Here is a 19,966-nt window from a genome sequence, read left to right on the forward strand (position 1 = left end):
TCGAACACGAAGGAATCACCATGACCCACCACATCCCCGAGGGCCTGCCCGACCGCATCCGCCACTTCATCGACGGCGAGTTCGTCGACTCCGACGGCGGCGAGACGTTCGACGTGCTCGACCCGGTCTCGAACGAGACCTACGTGCAGGCCGCAGCCGGCCAGCAGGCCGACATCGACCTCGCCGTCGCCGCCGCGAGACGCGCCTTCACCGAGGGGCTCTGGCCGCGGATGCTGCCTCGCCAACGCTCGCGCGTGCTGCACAAGGTCGCCGACCTCGTCGAGGCGAGCGACGCGCGTCTCGCCGAACTCGAGACCTTCGACACGGGCCTGCCGATCACGCAGGCGCTCGGCCAGGCGCAGCGCGCCGCCGAGAACTTCCGCTTCTTCGCCGACCTGATCGTCGCCCAGCGCGACGACACGTACAAGGTGCCCGGCCGCCAGGTGAACTACGTGAACCGCAAGCCGATCGGCGTCGCAGGCCTCATCACCCCGTGGAACACGCCGTTCATGCTCGAGTCGTGGAAGCTCGCCCCGGCGCTCGCGACCGGCAACACGGTCGTGCTGAAGCCGGCCGAGTTCACGCCGTTGTCGGCATCGCTCTGGGCCGAGATCTTCCGCGAGGCCGGCGTGCCCGACGGCGTCTTCAACCTCGTCAACGGGCTCGGCGAGGAGGCGGGCGACGCGCTCGTGAAGCATCCGGATGTGCCGCTCATCTCCTTCACCGGTGAGAGCCGCACCGGCCAGATCATCTTCGGCAACGCCGCGCCGTTCCTGAAGGGGCTCTCGATGGAGCTCGGCGGCAAGTCGCCCGCCGTCGTGTTCGCCGACGCCGATCTCGACGACGCGCTCGATGCCACCGTGTTCGGGGTGTTCTCCCTCAACGGCGAGCGCTGCACAGCGGGCTCGCGCGTGCTCGTCGAGCGGCCGATCTACGACGACTTCGTCGCTCGGTACGCCGAACGCGCGAAGAACATCGTGGTCGGCGACCCGCACGACCCGAAGACCGAGGTGGGCGCGCTCGTGCACCCCGAGCACTACGACAAGGTCATGAGTTACGTCGAGCTCGGCAAGGGCGAGGGGCGGCTCGTCGCGGGCGGCGGCCGGCCGGCCGGCCTGCCGACCGGCAACTATGTCGCACCGACGGTGTTCGCGGATGTCCCGCCTGACGCCCGCATCTTCCAGGAGGAGATCTTCGGGCCCGTCGTCGCGATCACCCCGTTCGACACCGATGAAGAGGCGCTCGCGCTCGCGAACGACACCCGCTACGGCCTCGCCGCCTATATCTGGACGAACAACCTGAAGCGCGCCCACAACTTCGCCCAGTCGGTCGAGGCGGGCATGGTGTGGCTGAATTCGAACAACGTGCGAGACCTGCGCACCCCGTTCGGCGGCGTCAAGGCGTCGGGTCTCGGGCACGAGGGCGGCTACCGCTCGATCGACTTCTACACCGACCAGCAGGCCGTGCACATCACACTGAACCAGGCGCACTCGCCGCGCTTCGGCCGCGGCTGAGGCCGCCCCGCCCCTCACACATCTCGAGCAAGGACGCTGACATGCAACTCCCCGAACCCATCGTGACGGCCACCGACCCGATCCCCGCCCCGGTGAACCGCATCCCGACCCCAGAGGCGACCCCGCCCGACATCGTGCGCTGCGCGTACATGGAACTCGTCGTCACCGACCTCGATGCCTCGCGCCGCTTCTACGTCGACGTGCTCGACCTCATCGTCACCGAAGAGGACGAGAACACCGTCTACCTGCGTTCCTTCGAGGAGTTCATCCACCACAACCTCGTGCTGCGCAAGGGCCCGGTCGCCGCGGTCGCCGCATTCAGCTACCGGGTGCGCACGCCTGAAGACCTCGACCACGCGGTCGCCTTCTACGAAGAGCTCGGCTGCCGCGTCGAGCGCCGCCCCGAGGGCTACACCAAGGGCATCGGCGACTCGGTGCGCGTCGAAGACCCGCTCGGCTTCCCGTACGAGTTCTTCTACGACGTCGAGCACGTCGAGCGGCTCTCGTGGCGCTACGACCTCTACACGCCGGGCGCCCTCGTGCGCCTCGACCACTTCAACCAGGTCACTCCCGACGTGCCCAGGGCGGTGAAGTACATGGAAGACCTTGGCTTCCGCGTCACCGAAGACATTCAAGACGAACACGGCACGACGTATGCGGCCTGGATGCGCCGGAAGCCCACGGTGCACGACACCGCCATGACCGGTGGCGACGGCCCCCGAATGCACCACGTCGCGTTCGCCACCCACGAGAAGCACAACATCATCGCGATCTGCGACAAGCTCGGCGCACTGCGCATGAGCGACGTCATCGAGCGCGGCCCCGGCCGCCACGGCGTCTCGAACGCGTTCTACCTGTACGTGCGCGACCCCGACGGCCACCGCGTCGAGATCTACACGCAGGACTACTACACAGGCGACCCCGACAACCCCGTCGTCACCTGGGATGTGCACGACAACCAGCGACGCGACTGGTGGGGCAACCCCGTCGTGCCGAGTTGGTACACGGATGCCTCGCTGGTGCTCGACCTCGACGGCAACCCGAAGCCCGTGGTCGCCCGCACCGACGACTCCGAGATGGAGGTCACGATCGGCGCCGACGGCTTCTCGTACACCCGCAAAGATGACGAAGCGCAGGGCTTCAAGCTCGGTCACACCCTGTAGCGCCCTGCTGCTGTGCAGAACTCCGGATCGGCCGCAGGACACGCGGTTCCTCGCGCGCATCATGCGGCGTGTCACCCGCCGAATCCGGAGTTGCGCACAGCACCCGCCGCGAGATGCACTCCACGCACCATCAGCAGTCGGATCGCGGTCTCGACCGACTCCCACTCGTGGAGCACCTGCCGGTGGCTGAACGAGATGTGCGTATAGCCGATCGCCTTCAGCCATGCCCACCGGCTTCGGTCGCGGTCGAACGCGCCGGGCTGAGAGTGCGGCCCCTCCCCGTCGACCTCGAAGATCAGCCGTTCGCCGATGAGGAAGTCCGCCCAGAATCCGCCGGGCAACGCTACCTGCGGCGTCGCCGGGATCCCGGCGACGCGGAATCTCTCGCGCGCGACCGTCTCAGCAACGGCCTGACTGCTCGGACTCGAACGTCGCGCGATCCGTTGCAGTGAGCCGGGCAGTCGCTCGAGGAGCCGAGCGAAGCCGAGGTCGTCGAGGAGTTGCGGTCTCTCCGACCTCCAGTCGACCAGCTCCCGTGCGGAATCGAGCGCGCACAGCGCATCCAGCTCGGGCACGCAGGCGAGCATCTCGGCGAGGCAGTCCTCGAGCGACACGATGACGCCGTTCGCCGGCCGGTGCTGCTCCCAGTGCAACCGCACGCGCCCGCCCGCCTCTGCCACACGAACCGGCCTCGACCGGTCATCGGGATCGCGCAGGCGTGTCGCATGAGGTCCGACGTGAACGTGCAGTTCGGAGGCATCAGTGAGCACCCGCAGCCCATGAAGACGTGCGGCAGAGATGCAGGCGAGTCGGCCGCCCACCCGCACTGCACGCTTGGCGGGTGCGGGCAGGGCCGGTTCCACGAACGCGCCGCGACGGGCGCGCTCGATCTCACCTCGTTCGAGCGCGGCGGTGATGGCGCGACGGCTCAGTCCGGCCGCGAGCAGATCGGCCGCCGCGCAGAGTCCGCCGAACGTACGCACGACATCTCGAGCATCGACCATGGCCCGAGCATGACGGCGTCCGCCGATGCATCCGCCGCCAGCCGCACCCCGGTGCCGGCCCCTGACAGATCCGCCCCTGTGGAGGCCGAGTGGCGGGAAGGCCCCCGTGCACAACTCCGGAGCAGGACCGCGACGCGCGGGGTCAGCATCACGAGACACGGCAAGTCGCAGCTTCGATCCGGAGTTCGGGTCGGCTCCACCGTCTTCTCGTTCACCTGCTCGTCTCCAACGGGACATCCGCGCTCCCTAGCGTCGGTCGCGGCGCGCGCCCTCAGCGCCCGCCGCCGACGACAGGAGATCGACAGATGCCAGAGAAGTTGCCCATCAGCCGCCGAACGATCCTCACCGCGGGAGGACTCGGCGTGATCGGTGCCGCCCTGCCGACCGTGGCCCACGCCGAGACCAACGACGACGAGCTGCGGACGACTTCGGGCCGCCCGCGGCCGAAGGCGCCGAAACTGCGCTTCCACGACGACGGCACCTTCAAGGTCGTGCAGTTCAACGACACGCAAGACGACGAGCTGACCGACCGGCGCACCGTCGAGCTCATCGAGACGACCCTCGACGCCGAGCAGCCCGATTTTGTGCTCATCAACGGCGATGTCATCACCGGCGGCTGCGAGACCCGACTCGCGGTGAAGCAGGCGATCAACAACGTCGTCTGGCCCATGGAGAGCCGCGGCATCCCGTGGGCCGTCACCTATGGCAACCACGACGAGGACTCGCTGCCTCAGTCGGGCGTGAACGAAGCGATGATGCTCGACTTCTACCGCAGCTATGACTTCAACATGAACGCCGAGAACATCGCCGGTGTCACAGGCACCGGCAACACGATCGTGCCGATCCGCACGGCCGGCCGCCGCGACGACACGGCCTTCAGCCTGTGGCTCCTCGACTCGGGGCGCTACGCGCCGGGCGATATCGACGGCCAGAACTTCGACGGCTATCCCACGTGGGACTGGCTGCGCATGGACCAGGTGTCGTGGTACCGCAACGAGTCTCAGCGGCTCGAGAAGAAGTTCAAGCGCAAGGTTCCGGGCCTGATGTTCATCCACATCGCGCTCTGGGAGCACCGCTTCATGTGGTGGGGCGGCGTCGACACCCGCACCGAAGTGGATGCCGCGCGCGGCCTCGCCCGTCACGGCATCGTCGGCGAGCGCAACGAAGACGAGTGCCCCGGGCCCTTCAACTCGGGCATGTACAACGCGATTCTCGAGCGCGGCGACGTCAAGGGCGTGTTCGTCGGTCACGACCATGTCAACGACTATGTCGGCAACTACTACGGCGTGCTGCTCGGCTACGCGCCGGGCACGGGCTTCGGCGCCTACGGGCTGCCGGGCGCGGAGCGCAACCGCATGCGCGGCGGCCGCGTCTTCGAGCTCACGCAAGCCGGTGCCAACGTCACGATCGACACGCGGGTCGTCTACGCACGCGACTTCGGCATCGACCTGACCGCGGACGACCAGCCGATGGAGCCGACGCCCCTCGCGCCGAAGCAGGCTGCGATCTGAGCTTCGACCCGGTCACGATGCGGGGCGGGGCGGCGGCCCCGCCCCGCATCAGGTGCCTCGCATCGTGACGGAGCGAGGGCCCCGCCCTGCATCAGGCGTTGGCGAGGAAGCCGATCGCGGCGTTCTTGAACGCCCGCGCCGTGAGCGTCGAGACGTGGTCGCGGCCGGGGATCGACACGAAGTCCGCGTCCCAGTCGAGCGCGAGTTCCCGGGCACCCACGGGCACGGGGTCGTTCTCACCCGCGACGAAGAGCACCGGGATGCCGCCGGGAATCGACAGCGGCGCACCCGACACACCCTCGATGACGGCAAGGAGCGCCTCTCGGTCGGCGCCTGCCGTGATCGCGGGCCGGAGCACCTGCTCGATGAGCGGGTTCACCGAAGGCTCGTCGCGCAGCAACACAGCCCGCACCTCGTCGAGATCCCATGAGGCGAAGAGTTCGCTCGGCCCTGCGCCGCCGATGACGACTCGGCGTACGCGCTCGGGCGCGCTCGCGGCGAACGCCGAGACGACCCGGTTGCCCATGGAGTACCCGATGACGTCGACCTCGTCGACCCCCGCGGAGTCGAGCACGGCGATCAGGTCCGCTCCCAGCCGTTCGGGCGCGTACGAATCAGCGTCGACCGGCTTGTCGCTCTCGCCGTGACCGCGGAGGTCGAGGGTGATCGTCGCTCGTCCGGCATCTTCGAGCGCCCGGACCCAGCCCGTGCCCTCCCAGGTGACTGCGGCGTCGGAGGCGAAGCCGTGCACGAGCAGCACCGGTGGCAACCCGGCGGCCGCGCCGCGCACGCGATACCCGATGAGCACCCCATCGGGAGACTCGGCGTAGAGGGTCGGCGACGGTACGGCGCCGGCCATGCTCACCGCGCGGCCTCGTCGAGCGCCGTGGATTCCGTGATGACGGCGCCGGCATAGCCGAGTTCGGCGAGCGCGGCCTCCGACGACTCGGGTGCGACACCTGCCACGAGGTCGGTGAAGATCCGCACGCGCTGGCCGTGCTCGACCGCATCGAGTGCACTGGCCCGCACGCAGTAGTCGGTGGCGAGGCCCACGATGTCGATCTCGGTCACGCCACGGGCGACGAGCACTTCGCTCACGGTCGCCCCCGCGTCATCCGTGCCTTCGAAGATCGAATACGCGGGCACGCCCTGACCCTTGCGAATGTGCACATGCACACCCGAGGTGTCGAAGTCGGGGTGATACTCGGCCCCTGGTGTGTCGGCGACGCAGTGCACCGGCCAAGTGTCGACGAAGTCGGGTTCGGCGTCGACGGCGAAATGGCCTCCGTTGTCGGAATCGCCCGAATGCCAGTCTCGGGATGCCGCGACGAGCTCGTAATCGCCCTGATGCTGTGTGAGCAGGCGGGTGATGCCGGCGGCGACCGCAGCCCCGCCGTCGACGCCGAGCGCGCCGCCCTCGGTGAAGTCGTTCTGCACGTCGATGATGAACAGGGCCCTGGTCATGGCTCGCTCCTTCGCACGTCGATCACGGCTCGATTCGGCCGCCGAGACCATTCTCCCAGTGTCGGCCTCGAGCCGCCGAAGTTCAGCGTTGAGCGAAGCCGGCGATCACTGATTGGAGAGGTTGTCGCCGCAGAGGAAGAACCCGGTCGTGAGCGTGTCGATCGCCTGCTTCGCGTCGTCGGAGACGTCGCCGAGGGCGTAGATCGCGAAGGTCAGCGTGGAGCCGTCTTGCGCGCGCACCACGCCCGCAAGCGTGTAGCCGGTGTCGATCCACCCGGTCTTGGCCGAAACGGCACCGTCGGCGACCGAGTTGTCGCCCGAGAACCGGTCGTCGTAACTCAGGGAACCTCGCCCGCCCGAGACGGGCAGTCCGTCCATGAGTACACCGAGGTTGCCCTCGCGCGCGTTGATCTTCACGAACAGCTGGGTGAGATACGACGGCGGCACGGCGTTGTTGTCGGAGAGCCCCGAACCGTCGACGATCGTGATGCCCGTCGTGTCGACGCCGTAGCCCGCAAGGCCCTGGAGCACACCGGCGTTGATGGCGCCGAAGGTGTTGCCCGAGCCGGTCTCGATCGCGACGAGCCGGGCGAGCATCTCGGCCGCGGTGTTGTCCGAGACGACGAGCGCCTTGTCGACGATCTGCGCGACGGTCGGCGACTGCACCTGACCGAGCTGCTGGGCGCCGCCGGGGGCGGTGCCGCGTTCGACGACGCTGATGCCACCGAGCTCGCTCGCGAATGCCTCGCCGGCACGGTTCACCGGGTCGGCGCTGCGCCACGAGGTGTTCGCACCGGGGTTGTCGCGGTCGCCGTCGACCATGAGCGCGGCGACGTTCGCCATGTAGCCGTCTTCGCGCTCCTTGATCGCCCAGCTCGGCTCCCACTCGTCGCCGCCGAAGTAGCTCGCGTCGAGGATGAGCTTCGTCAGCGGCGGGTTCGAAGGGTCGGCCGCCCACGCGGCCTTCACCTGTGCCGCGAGCTCGTCGAGGTGCGCAGCCCCCGGGTACACGGTCTCGGTGCCGCTCGGAGTGCGGGAGAGGGTGACGTCGCCGCCACCGACGAGTACGACGGATCCGGGCTCTGCACCCTTCACGACCGTCGTCGCGGCACGGTAGTCGGGGCCCAGCACCGATAGCGCGGCGGCCGAGGTCAGCACCTTCATGACGCTCGCGGTGCGCGAGGCGGTCGTGCCGCCCCGGTCGTAGAGCACCTCACCGGTCGACGCGTTCATCACGTGCGCCTGGAAGTTCGCGAGCCGCCCGTCGGCCGCGCGATCGGCGACCGAACAGGTGCGGAGCCGGGCCGCCGCGACCTGCGCGGCCGGTACCGGTCGCGCAGGATCGACCGTCGGCGTCGGGGTGGGCGTCTCACTGAGCGCAACGGATGCCTCGCCGCCGCCGTTGCTCGCCGCTCCGACTGCGACCGCGCCTGCCCCGAGCAGGCCGAACGCGAGCACGCCGCCCGCGATCATCAGCGGCATGCGGTGCGTGCGTGCGAACGTCGCAATGGTGGTCAGTACGCCGTTCGTCGGCAGCGCGCCGGCAGGCCGGCTTTCAGCGGTGGGAGTCGTGGCGACGGGAGTTGTGGGATCCGGATGCTCGGCGGCCAGAAGCTCGGTCGCCGCGAGTTCGGTATCGAGGATCTCGGTAGGCAGGATCTCGGTCGCCGCGAGCTCACTCTCGAGGAACTCGGTACCCGCAGTTTCGGTCGCCGAGCGCTCAGCCGGATCAGTCGGCGAAGACTCGGTCGCCGAAGGCTCGGTCACCGAGGGCTCGGTCGCCGAGGGCTCAGCCGAGGGATCAGTCGGCGAAGACTCGGTCGCCGAAGACTCGCCGGCAGGCTCGGCGGCGCCGTTGGACGGGTCGCCTGTGTCAGGGGGCTCCCCTGCGGCATCCGTCTCGTCGATCACCCGGGAATCCTACGCGAGCCTTCCTCAAGAGAACCTGATCGTGCGCCGCAATCTCGCGCTGATCGAGTCATTCCCCTGGGTAGACGAGCCCGATCTGCCGGCGGATCTCGTCGAGCGAGGCCATGATCGCGACGGTCTCATCGATCGGCAGGAGGTCACCCGACAGGTTGCCTGAGGCGACGAGACGCTCGACCGCTTCGGCCTGATACTGCATGCCGCGCCCGGTGACCTCGGAGTGGTACTCCTCGATCACGGTGCCGTCGGCTGCGATGACGCGGAAGGTCGTCGGCGTGTACCAGACGTGGTCGATCTCGATGCGGGCGGCGGTGCCGAGCACGACCGCCGTGTTGGGGCCCTTCGTATCGCTCGCCGAGAACGTGACCGCCGTGCGCCCGCCCTCGTAACCGAAGACTGCAGCGATGTGCGCGTCAGCGCCCGTCGGCTTGAAGGTGGCCGAAGCCTGGATGGTGCTGGGCTCGCCGAAGACGTCCCACGCGAACGAAATCGGGTAGATGCCGAGGTCGAGCAGGGCTCCACCGCCGAGTTCGAGCGCGTTGATGCGGTGTGCCGGGTCGTCGGAGAGCAGCTGCGTGTGGTCGGCGACGAGCGAGCGCACCTCACCGAGGGTGCCCTCGGCGATGATCTCGCGGATGCGCGCCATGTGCGGCAGATACCGCGTCCACATCGCTTCGAGCGCGAGCAGGCCCTTCGCGGCGGCGAGTTCGGCGATCGCACGCGCCTCACCGGCGTTGACGGTGAACGACTTCTCGACGAGCACGTGCTTTCCTGCCTCGAGGGCGAGGGTCGCATTCGCGGCGTGCATCGGATGCGGCGTGGAGACGTAGATCACGTCGACCTGGGGGTCTGCCACGAGCCCTTCGTAGCTGCCATGCGCGTTCGGGATGCCGAACTCCGCGGCGAACGCGTCGGCGCCCTCTTGCGAGCGCGAGCCCACCGCTTGCACGGTGAATCCGTTGAGCTTCAGGTCATTGGTGAAGGCATGGGCGATGCCGCCGGTCGCAAGGATTCCCCATCGCAGTCGTTCCGTCATACGCGACAGCTTATTCGGCGATCGACTCGCCACCTGCCCAACCGTGTTTCTGGGAACTGCGGTCGTCCCCGACGCCGACGTTCGGAGGTCCTTGTGTTCACATCCCCCGCGGCATCTCACGGCCGCGAGCGTTGCCGACTTCCTGGAGGCGTGATGATCGCGGGGCGGCGCCGCGAGAGCGCGAGTGCCAGACCGCCGGCGATCATCGCGAAAGCGGCGCCGGTGACCAGTGGCGAAAGCCCGGCCCCGGTGGCAGCCAGCGGACGCGTCTCGGCGGAGTTCAGCGTCTCGGCGACGTTGGTGAGCGTCAATGCCGCGGTGGCATCTTCTCCGGTCACCGACATCGGGAGGACGACTTTCCCATCCGCATCGGGTGTGAGCGCCTCGCCGTTGACGATCCAGGTCGGCGTTCCCCACTCGACGCCGGGGATGCCGGGCAAGGCGCCCTCGCGCACCTCGATGATGGAGCCGACGGAGAACCACGGTGACACGAGCACGATGCCCTCTTGGACGGCGACCGGGGTCTGGGGCTCGTAGTCCCACCACCAGTCGAAGGGGAACTCGGTTCCGGTCGGGATCGATGACGCTCCGCCCCCTTGGATGGTTTTCGTCACGGCCCACCGGGTGAACTGCTCCACCGTGTTCGTGACTTCCAGCAGAGCCGGCTCACCCGAACTTACGATGATCGTGTTGCCGGGACTCCAGGTCGTTTCGGCCCACTCGTAGCCCGGCGGGAGAGCCGCAGCATCCGGCTCCGCCTCCTCGAGGCGGACGATCGTGCCGATCGGGAACACCAGTGCACTCCCGGCTTCATTGGTCGGACCCGCCGGCGTGCCGTCGGCGGGGATCTCGAAGCTTCCTGTGACGACTTCTTCGTCGGGAGCCCAGGCGGTGTATTCGATGGTGAAGGAGTCGGCGAGCAGCTGGGAGGGGTCGATGCCCTCGATATTCTTGGCGACCTCGAAAGTGCCGGTGACGAGGTCAGCGGAGTTGGTGAGGGTGGATGAGACGGTGCTCGCACCGTCGGCCCCGATCACCAGGTCGGCAGGGTCGAAGGTCGCGGCCTGCCATTGGATCCGGTTGATGAGCGGGGGCCCGAGTTCCTCGAACGCAACGACTGTGCCGTAGGGGAAGGTGAGCGGTGCTCCGTTCGCGTCGACCGGCCCCACCGGCGTACCGTCGGCGGGAAGGCGGATGGTGCCGCTGCTCACGTCGCCCGATGGGGTCGTGGCGGTCCATCCGACGGTGAACTCCATGCCGTCGGGTAGGTCGGCGCCCGAGACGTCCTCGAACTCCTTCGACAGCTCGAATGTGCCCATCTCGACGGCGTTCGCGACGTCGATGGCGATGTCGCCGGACTCGGGAAGCGGGATCTCCACGATGGCTGTCTCAAGTGGCCCTGCACCCTCGAAGTTCCCGGGGGTGTAGGTCGTCGCCACCCCGTCGATGGTCACCGTGATGACCGGGAGCGCCCACCCTGCAGGGTCCACGGGTATGCCGTCGAGCGTGGGAAGGAGTTCCGCGAGCTGAAGCGTGTCCGCTCCCGTCTCGATGTCGTCGAGCAGCTCGGGATCACCGTGTGGAAGCGAGCGCGTGGCGCGTGTGCCCGGCGGGTCCGTGTTGTAGCTGACGGTGTACTCGTACGCGGGATCGGTGGCCTCTCCTTCGGCCGACTTCACGATGGTGATGGTGCGGTCGCGTTCGGAGAGAGAGATTGCGTTCGTGAGATTCACGGCAACCACGGCGCCGTCCTCGTCGATCACGAAGGTACGGCTCGGCTCCCACCCGACGCCCGACCACTCGTAGCCGGGCGGCGGGTCGATGCCCGACAGGTCCTCAGTGAGGACGATGCGCGTTCCGACGGGGAATTGCTGACCGACTTCGACAGGCGTCCCGTCGAAGGGCACGTCCATGGTGCCGCTCGCGATCTCCGCGCCGCCATTCAGCGCCACCCAGTTCACCGGGACCGTCGCCTGTGATGGCTCGCCGGCATCGCCGCCTGACAGGTCTTCGATGCCCTTCGAGACGCTGAACGTGCCCGTCTGGGCGGTTGCCGCGTTTGTTACGACGATCTCCGCGTTGCCCGCACCGACCGTGAGCGGGTTGGGCGTGATGATCGGCGTGCCCCACTCCCAGCCGGGCGCGCTCTCGGGCGTGATCTCCTCGAACTGCACCACGGTGCCGATCGGGAATTCCGAAAGTCCGGCAACCGGGCTTCCATCGGCAGGCACCTCGATCGATCCCGTGACAACTGTGCCGTCGGGGTCCGTCGCGGTGTAATTGACGGTGAACGTCGTTCCTGCGGGCAGATCAGATTCGTCGATCCCCTCCAAGGTCTTGCGCACCTCGAAGCCGCCGCTGTCGGCCTGGCACCTGATCTGGCCGGCGAAAATGAACGAGTGCACTTCTCCGCCCCCGACGGTCACATTCCGGCCGAGCACCTGGCCGTCGAGCGGCGCAGCAGTCACCGTGACATCAGCGGTCGGCGCGTAGACCGACCCGTCGATCCGCCCTCCTTCGGCCGCCGTGACGGCGACGTCGCCGGTGAGGGCGGAGAGATCCCAGAAGATGTACTGCGAGTATGCGCCCTGCGGATCGGAGCGGGTCCCGATCACCTCCGTCGTTCCCGCGGGCACGCGGATGATGAGCGGGTTCGCCGCGCCCGGGGTGGGCCCCGGGGAGAACTGGATGAGCGCGGTTCCAGCGATGTCGGCGTAGTCCACGATGTTGGGCCGATCGGGACTGAGCGGTTCCAGCACCACCCGCGAGCCTACGTTCTCCGCCACCCCGACCGGATACCCCTCCGTAGCGAGACCGTCGAGGCAATCGGAGGCGGCTTCATAGGATGCCTCCGCATTCGCTTCGACGTAGTCGGCGACCGCTGTGGAGGCTGTGTCCACTGTGTAGATGCTGTTGTCGCCGCTCGTGCCGGCCGGCGGCGCGGCGTCGGCGGGGTATTGCTGGTGCGTCGCGTCGATGAGGGGCGTCTGATCCGGATTCGTCGGGTTCGTGTTCAACCGGATCCAGTCGGCACGGGCGAAGGGCCGCCACGGGCCATCGCGCTCGACCATCTTCAGGTCGCCCTGGAGTGCGGGGTCGCTTGTTCCGGCGCTGGTGATCGCCAGTATGCCGGTGCTCGACGGGCTGTAGCTGCCGACCAGGAAACGGGTGGGGTCACCGTCCACGGAGGGAAGTGTGTAGTCGCCGGTGCCCGCGGCAACATGGATGATCGTGTACGTACCGCTGGAGCCCTGCACCGTCGCAGTGCCGCCGACGGCGATGCTCCCCTCCGTCTCCTGGTTCGCCAACAGCGCGTTCTCGCGCGCATAGACCGTGAACCCGCCGTTCATCGAGAACGGGTTGAACGTGTCAGGGTACGCAGCGTGCGCCGGGGCGGCGAGCGACGCATCGAGCGCCACGGCACCCGACCCGATCAGGAAGATGGTGGCAGCCGCGGCCACCGTGCGACGGAACGACCGGGGTGAACGTGGCATTTCGAGAAATCCCTTCCTGGGCGCTTCTGCGGGCCGAGTTCAACCCCAGTACACCAAAGTGCAGCGCCCCGCGTCCACCCCCTCGCGTAAATACGCAATATCCGCCAGGGTGATCGAGGCAGCGTCGCGGTGCGGCGCGAGCCCCTCCAGGTGCCGTGTCGGGAGGGGCTCAGGAGGGGACGACCTCAACAGGTTCGAACAAGTACGAAAGCCCCGCATCTGGCGCGTGGCCAGGGAATGCGGGGCTTTCTCTCGGAGCCGCCTGTGGGAATCGAACCCACGACCTTCTCATTACGAGTGAGACGCTCTGCCGACTGAGCTAAGGCGGCGTGGCAGCCGGGCGCTCGAAGCGCACCGGTTGGCACGAGAATCAATGTTAGCGGGTTTCGCGGGCGTCGATGACCACCATCAGCACTTCGGATCGCTCGCCGGCACGGTGCCGTCGAGCAAGTACGATTCGACCACGTCATTGATGCACGAGTTCGATTTGTTGTACGCCGTGTGCCCCTCGCCTTCGTAGGTGACGAGCACTCCGCTGTCGAGCTGCTCGGCGAGGGCGACGGCCCACTCGTACGGCGTTGCAGGGTCGCCCGTCGTACCGATGACGAGGATCGGCGCCGCACCCTCTGCGTGGATCTCGGCCCGCTCGCGGTCACCTTGGTAGGGCCAATTGATGCATCCGAGGTCGCCGAACCCGAAGTACGGCCCGATGATCGGCGCGACCTCGGCCACGGCGGCCGCCTTCTCGCGCATCACCGTGATGTCGGACTGGTAGGTGTAGTCGAGACAATTGACCGCGCTGAACGCTTCGGCCGAATTGTCGAGGTACGTGCCGTCTTCGCTCCGACCGTTGTAGCCGTCGGCGAACGAGAGTGCCATGTCGGCGTCGCCGAACATCACGGCCTCGAACATGTCGTTCAGGTACGGCCACGAGTCGACGCTGTACAGCGGGTAGATGATCGCCGTGACGAGCGTGTCGGCGCCCACGAGCCGGCCGTCGGTGCCGCGCAGTGGGCTCTCGTCGACGGATGCCAGGAGCCGGCTGATCTCGTCGGCGGCCTCGTCGACCGTACCGTCGAACGGACATTCAGTGCCCGAGAGACAGTACTCGAGGTAGGCTTTCAGGGCGTTCTCGAACCCGACGGCTTGAGCTTGGGAGACTTCGGACTCGCTCGCCGCGGGGTCGATCGCCCCGTCGAGCACGAGCCGCCCGACCTTGTCGGGGTAGAGCTCGGCGTACGTCGCGCCGAGGAAGGTGCCATAGGAGTAGCCGAGGTAGTTGAGCTTCTCGTCTCCGAGCACCGCGCGCAGCAGGTCGAGGTCGCGCGCGGCGCTCTCGGTGTCGACGTTGCCGAGCAGCTCGCCGGTCTGCTCGCTGCACGCCTGACCGAAGTCGGCCTCGATGGCCGCGGCCGCGGCGATCCACTCGTCGCTGCCCCGCTCGCCGGGCGTGATGCCGTAGAGGTACTCATCCATCTCGGCGGCGTCATAGCAGACCACCCCTGCCGAGCGCCCGACACCACGAGGGTCGAAACCGACGACGTCGTACCGCTCCTGCAGAGGTTTGCCGACGGCGTAGTCGAGGGAATCCATCACGAAGTCGTAGCCCGAGCCGCCGGGCCCGCCCGGATTCACGAGCAGCGAGCCGATCTTGTCACCCGTCGCGACGTGCCGCACGAGAGCGAGCTCGGTCTCGCCGGCCGCCGGATCGCTCCAGTCGAGCGGCGCCTTCACCGTGGCGCAGCCCATGTCATCGCCGCAGCGCTCCCACTTCAGCACCTGCGAGTAGAAAGGCTCGAGCTCTGCGTCGACTTCTTCGCCTGTCGGCGTCGAGACCGGCTGCTCGGCGTTCAGCATCGAGGGCACGCAGCCGCTCAGCGCGAGCAGTGCCGCGAGGGCGCCGACAATCGCGAGCGCACGGATGCCACGAGGCATTCCTTCGACTGGCTCGGGGCCGCGGCGTCGTCTGGCGGTGTTGTGACGCGTGTCGGTCATGCGGCCCCTCGTTCAGTGTTCGGTCGTCGGATCGCGGAGACGAGCATCGCCTCGAGTGCGAGAGCCGGCTGCACATTGCCGTCGATGCGGGTGCGCGCCAGCTGGATGGCGTCGAGCGTCGCGAGGGTGCGCGCAGGCGTCGCGGATGTCGCGGCCCGCTGCATGCCCGCCTCGAGCTCACGATTGACGAGCGGCACGTCGGCGGCGAGCTGGATGAGCAGGATGTCGCGGTAGAGCGACGCGAGGTCGACGAGGATGCGATCGATGCCGTCACGGAGGCTCCGGGTCGCTCGGCGTTTCTGGTCGTCTTCGAGGGCCTTCAGTTGCGGGCGCAGCGCGTTGGGCACCGCCTGCCCGGGAGCAACGCCGAGCGAGTGCAGCGCATGTGCCCGCTCTTCGGCATCGCGCAGCTCGCTGATCGCCTTGGCGTCTTCGCCGGCGATCTCGATGAACCGTGCCGCCGTCGCCACTGCTCCAGAGGTCGACCGCACCGCAAGCGCGAACTCGAGAGTCTCGGACCTGCGACGCCTCGCCTCGTCGTTGGTCGCGAGCCGGTGCGCCATGCCGATGTGGCTCTGCGCTTCGCGCGCTGCGCGTTCGGCGAGCACGGGATCGACGCCGTCGCGGCGCTCGAGGAGAGCCGCGACATCCGCGACGCTCGGCACTTGGAGCCGAACCGAGCGCACCCGCGAACGGATCGTGGGGATGAGGTCGGCCTCGCTCGGGGCGCACAGGATCCACACGGTGCGCTCGGGCGGCTCTTCGAGTTCTTTGAGCAGGAAGTTCGAGGTCTGCTCGGTCATGCGGTCGGCGTCTTCGACGATGATGACCCGGTGCCGCCCGATCGATGGTGCATAGTGCGAGCGGCGCACGATGTCGCGCACGTCATCGCGCTTGATGATGACGCCCTCGGTCGCGAGCACGTGCAGATCGGGGTGGCTGCGCGCATCGACCTGCGACTGGGTGCGCTCGTCGCCGTCGGGGTCGCCCGAGATGAGCGCGGTGGCGAACGCGTACGCGAGGTTCGAGCGACCGGAGCCGGGCGGCCCGGTGACGAGCCAGGAGTGCGTCATCTGCTGGGCCGCCGTGCCTGTCGGCGCCCGGCCTTCGTCGCTCTCGAGCGGCAGCGCGACCGTGGGGGCGCTGGCCGACTCGGCCGCCGCGCGGAACAGCGCGATCGCGGCATCCTGCCCGGTCAGTTCACTCCACACACTCACGACTCAACGCTACCGTCAGCCGCCGACTGCGGACTCGGCCGGCTCAGAGGAGGCCGGCCACGCGTGCGCGGATCGCCACGGCGATCTCGTCGGCCGACAACGAGGCGTCGACGACGAGGAAACGCTCGGGCTCGGCGACGGCGAGCTCGAGGTACGCCCCGCGAACCCGGTCGTGAAACTCGGATGCCTCGGCCTCGAGCCGGTCGTAGCGCGTGCGCGCCCCGTCGAGTCGAGTACGAGCCGAGGCGGCGTCGAGGTCGAGCAGGATCGTGAGGTCGGGCAGGAGCCCCTCGGTGGCCCACTCGGACAGCCCGCGCACGGCTGCAGGGTCGAGCACGCGACCCGCCCCCTGATATGCGACCGACGAGTCGATGTACCGATCTTGGATGACGACGTCGCCTCGCTCGAGCGCCGGTCGCACGACGGTCGCGATGTGATGAGCTCGATCCGCAGCGTAGAGCAGCGCCTCAGCGCGGGGCGCGATGTCGCCGCGGTGGTGCAGCACGATCTCGCGCACCTCCACACCGACGTCGGTGCCGCCGGGCTCGCGAGTGCGCACGACGGAGCGGCCCTCATCGGCCAGCCACACTCCGAGGCGCTCGGCCTGCGTGGTCTTGCCAGACCCGTCGCCGCCCTCGAGGGTGATGAAGAGCCCATCGCTCACTTCTTGGCCGCTGCCTTCTTCGCGGGAGCACGCTTGGCCGGAGCCTTCTTCGCGCGCGGCGCGGCCGGACCCTTGTCGCGCTTGATCTGCAGCAACTCCACGGCGCGTTCGAAGGTGACCTCTTCCACCGACTCCGCACGCGGGATGGTCGCGTTCGTGGTCCCGTCGGTGACGTACGGGCCGAACCGTCCGTCTTTCACCTTGATGGGCTTGCCGCTCACCGGGTCTGCCTCGAACTCCTTGAGGGCACTCGACGCCGTACGGGCGCCGTACTTCGGCTGGGCGAACAGCTCGAGCGCGCCGTCGAGGCCGATCTCGAGGATCGCGTCTTCGCTCGGCAACGTGCGGGTGTCGGTGCCCTTCTTCAGGTACGGACCGTAGCGACCGTTCTGGGCGGTGATCTCGACACCGGATTCGGGGTCGATGCCCACGACGCGCGGCAGGCTCAGGAGCTGCAGCGCGGTGTCGAGGTCGATCTCTCCGACCTGCATGTCCTTGAACAGTGACGCGGTGCGCGGCTTCTCGGCGACGGGCTTCTTCGCGGCGCGCTTCGCCTTCGGCTTCGGCGCGTCGGTCACCTCGCCTGTGACGGGGTCCACGGATCCCGCGGCATCCGTCTCGGGAACTGCTGCGGGCTCGGTCGCAGGCTCGAGCTCGGTGACGTACGGCCCGAACCGCCCGTCTTTCACGACGATCTCTTTGCCGTTCTCGGGGTTCACCCCGAGTACCCGGGCCTCTTGTACCGGCGCAGCGATGAGCTCGCGGGCCTTCGCCTCGGTGAGCTCGTCGGGGGCGAGACCCTCGGGCAGGTTCACTCGGCGGGGCGGCGCGTCGGGCGCGGCCGTCTCGTCGACCGTCTCAAGGTAGGGGCCGTACTTGCCGATTCGCAGCGTGATGTCGGGGGCGATGACGACGGAGTTGATCTCGCGCGCGTCGATCTCGCCGAGGTTGTCGACGACCTGGCGCAGGCCCCGGTGCTTGTCGGAGCCGAAGTAGAAGCTCGAGAGCCAGTCGACACGGTCGGCCTCGCCCGCGGCGATGTGGTCGAGGTCGTCTTCCATCTCGGCGGTGAAGTCGTACTCGACGAGGTCGCCGAAGTGCTCTTCGAGCAGCCGCACGACCGAGAACGCGATCCAGCTCGGCACGAGTGCCTGACCGCGCTGGGTGACGTACCCGCGGTCGAGGATCGTCGAGATGATCGATGCGAACGTCGAGGGGCGCCCGATGCCGAGCTCTTCGAGTCGCTTGACCAGGCTAGCCTCGGTGTAGCGCGGGGGCGGCGACGTCTCATGGCCCTTGGCCTCGAGGTCGGCCATGTCGAGCGACTGGCCCTCCTTCAGCGGCGGCAGCTTGGCTTCGCCCGGCGTCTCGTCGGCGTTGCGCTCTTCGTCGCGGCTCTCTTCATATGCGGCGAGGAAGCCGCGGAAGGTGATGACGGTGCCGCTCGCGGTGAACTCGGCGAGTGTTCCGCCGACCGGTACGGATGCCTCGGCGGGAGCCGCAGCATCCGCTGCCGTAGGCCCGACCTCGATCGTGACGGTGGCCGTCTGGCCCTTCGCGTCGGCCATCTGGGATGCGACGGTTCGCTTCCAGATGAGGTCGTAGAGCTTGAACTCGCTGCCGCGGAGCGCGCTCTGCAGTTCGGAGGGGGTACGGAACACCTCGCCCGACGGACGGATCGCCTCGTGCGCCTCTTGCGCGTTCTTCGACTTGCTGGCGTAGACGCGGGGCTTGTCGGGAATCGAGTCGGCGCCGTAGAGCTTCGTCGCCTGCGCGCGGGCGGCGGTGATGGCCTGCTGCGAGAGTGACGACGAGTCGGTGCGCATATAAGTGATGTAGCCGTTCTCGTAGAGCGACTGCGCCACGCGCATCGTGTCACGCGCCGAGAGGCGGAGCTTGCGAGCCGATTCCTGCTGCAGCGTCGACGTCGTGAACGGCGCGGCCGGGCGGCGGGAGTAGGGCTTGGACTCGACCTTCGAGACGGTGCGCGAGACGGCATCGGCCGAGAGTGCGGTGACGAGCGCGGCGGCGGTCGCCTCGTCGAGCACGACGGCCTTGCCCTTCAGCTTGCCCGTGTCGTCGAAGTCGCGGCCGGTCGCGACACGTTCACCGCCAAGCCGCACGAGCTTCGCCTCGAACGAAGGCGAACCGTCGGATGCCTCGGCCGAGAAGCGCCCGGCGAGGTCCCAGTAGCCCGCCGCAACGAAGGCGAGGCGCTCGCGCTCACGGTCGACGACGAGTCGCGTCGCCGCCGACTGCACGCGACCGGCCGACAGTCCCGGCCCGACCTTGCGCCAGAGCACCGGCGAGATCTCGTAGCCGTAGATGCGGTCGAGGATGCGCCGGGTCTCCTGCGCGTCGACGAGGGCGGTGTCGAGCTCGCGAGTGTTGTCTTTCGCCTTCTCGATCGCGTCTTTCGTGATCTCGTGGAAGACCATGCGGCGCACGGGCACCTTGGGCTTCAGCTCCTGCAGCAGATGCCACGCGATGGCTTCACCCTCGCGGTCCTCATCAGTTGCGAGCAGGAGCTCATCGGCGTCTTTCAACGCACGCTTCAACTCGGCGACGGTCTTCTTCTTCGAATCCGACACCACGTAGTACGGCTCGAAGCCGTTGTCGACGTCGACCGAGAACTTGCCGAGCGGGCCCTTCTTCAGCTCGGCGGGCAGGTTCTTCGGCTCGATGAGGTCGCGGATGTGCCCGACCGATGAGAGCACCTGATAGCCGTCACCCAGATATTGGGCGATCGACTTCATCTTGGTCGGTGACTCGACGATGACCAGCTTTTTCGCGCCTGACACCAGACTCCTCTTTGTTTACGATTGAGACGAGAACGCACATTGAATGCCGCGCCCCCGAGCGGTGTGCCATCAGCCGGCGAATGCTGCGCCGACAGCCACACCATACACATATCAGCCGGGAGGACGCGTACTCGGTGCGCGTCGGGCCGTCGCGACGAGGGCGCGTCCACCCCTTGC

General features: G+C 68.2%; 13 protein-coding genes and 1 tRNA gene. 3 read left to right on the forward strand and 11 right to left on the reverse strand.

Going from position 1 to position 19,966, the window contains the following annotated elements; translation table 11 throughout:
• Positions 1-20 precede the first annotated feature (20 nt).
• Together hpaE and hpaD are read left to right on the forward strand one after the other, a co-directional pair.
• Positions 21-1,514: a 5-carboxymethyl-2-hydroxymuconate semialdehyde dehydrogenase gene (gene hpaE / locus AC1C2S_RS02250; RefSeq protein ID WP_495350915.1), complete on the forward strand. Its 1,494-nt coding sequence runs from the start codon at positions 21-23 to the stop codon at positions 1,512-1,514.
• Between the two features lie 41 nt (positions 1,515-1,555).
• The gene (hpaD, locus tag AC1C2S_RS02255) at positions 1,556-2,677 is read left to right on the forward strand and encodes a 3,4-dihydroxyphenylacetate 2,3-dioxygenase (protein WP_495350916.1); all 1,122 of its coding nucleotides are present in this window, start codon (positions 1,556-1,558) and stop codon (positions 2,675-2,677) included.
• 71 nt (positions 2,678-2,748) lie between these two features.
• On the opposite strand, the gene AC1C2S_RS02260 is transcribed toward hpaD, so the two are convergent.
• Positions 2,749-3,681, reverse strand: coding sequence for an endonuclease domain-containing protein (locus AC1C2S_RS02260; protein ID WP_495350917.1), 933 nt, complete (start codon positions 3,679-3,681; stop codon positions 2,749-2,751).
• Between the two features lie 305 nt (positions 3,682-3,986).
• Here AC1C2S_RS02260 and AC1C2S_RS02265 point away from each other — a divergent pair, with 305 nt between their 5' ends.
• Positions 3,987-5,192, forward strand: a complete 1,206-nt coding sequence (locus AC1C2S_RS02265; protein WP_495350918.1) for a metallophosphoesterase family protein — start codon at positions 3,987-3,989, stop codon at positions 5,190-5,192.
• 91 nt (positions 5,193-5,283) lie between these two features.
• Here AC1C2S_RS02265 and AC1C2S_RS02270 read toward each other — a convergent pair whose 3' ends face one another.
• From AC1C2S_RS02270 to topA, 10 genes are all read right to left on the reverse strand, one after another.
• Positions 5,284-6,051: an alpha/beta fold hydrolase gene (locus AC1C2S_RS02270; RefSeq protein ID WP_495353177.1), complete on the reverse strand. Its 768-nt coding sequence runs from the start codon at positions 6,049-6,051 to the stop codon at positions 5,284-5,286.
• A 2-nt stretch (positions 6,052-6,053) separates the two neighbouring features.
• The gene (locus tag AC1C2S_RS02275; RefSeq protein WP_495350919.1) at positions 6,054-6,656 is read right to left on the reverse strand and encodes an isochorismatase family protein; all 603 of its coding nucleotides are present in this window, start codon (positions 6,654-6,656) and stop codon (positions 6,054-6,056) included.
• A 105-nt stretch (positions 6,657-6,761) separates the two neighbouring features.
• Positions 6,762-8,567 (reverse strand): D-alanyl-D-alanine carboxypeptidase/D-alanyl-D-alanine-endopeptidase, encoded by a 1,806-nt coding sequence (locus AC1C2S_RS02280; protein WP_495350920.1) that lies wholly within the window; start codon positions 8,565-8,567, stop codon positions 6,762-6,764.
• Positions 8,568-8,634: 67 nt separating this feature from the next.
• On the reverse strand, positions 8,635-9,618 hold the full coding sequence (locus AC1C2S_RS02285) for a Gfo/Idh/MocA family protein (RefSeq protein ID WP_495350921.1): 984 nt from the start codon (positions 9,616-9,618) through the stop codon (positions 8,635-8,637).
• A 116-nt stretch (positions 9,619-9,734) separates the two neighbouring features.
• Positions 9,735-13,112: a DUF5979 domain-containing protein gene (locus AC1C2S_RS02290; protein WP_495350922.1), complete on the reverse strand. Its 3,378-nt coding sequence runs from the start codon at positions 13,110-13,112 to the stop codon at positions 9,735-9,737.
• A gap of 256 nt (positions 13,113-13,368) precedes the next feature.
• Positions 13,369-13,441, reverse strand: a tRNA-Thr gene (locus AC1C2S_RS02295).
• A 79-nt stretch (positions 13,442-13,520) separates the two neighbouring features.
• On the reverse strand, positions 13,521-15,107 hold the full coding sequence (locus tag AC1C2S_RS02300) for an alpha/beta hydrolase (RefSeq protein WP_495350923.1): 1,587 nt from the start codon (positions 15,105-15,107) through the stop codon (positions 13,521-13,523).
• Positions 15,104-16,324: a DNA polymerase III subunit delta' gene (locus AC1C2S_RS02305; protein ID WP_495350924.1), complete on the reverse strand. Its 1,221-nt coding sequence runs from the start codon at positions 16,322-16,324 to the stop codon at positions 15,104-15,106. Before AC1C2S_RS02305 ends, AC1C2S_RS02300 begins: the two co-directional genes overlap by 4 nt.
• 43 nt (positions 16,325-16,367) lie before the next feature.
• Complete coding sequence (gene tmk / locus AC1C2S_RS02310; RefSeq protein WP_495350925.1) at positions 16,368-16,988, reverse strand: dTMP kinase; 621 nt, start codon at positions 16,986-16,988, stop codon at positions 16,368-16,370.
• The gene (gene topA, locus AC1C2S_RS02315; RefSeq protein ID WP_495350926.1) at positions 16,985-19,789 is read right to left on the reverse strand and encodes a type I DNA topoisomerase; all 2,805 of its coding nucleotides are present in this window, start codon (positions 19,787-19,789) and stop codon (positions 16,985-16,987) included. The genes tmk and topA overlap by 4 nt, the downstream gene beginning before the upstream one ends.
• Positions 19,790-19,966 lie beyond the last annotated feature (177 nt).

It is taken from the genome of Agromyces sp. Y782, from assembly GCF_059445405.1.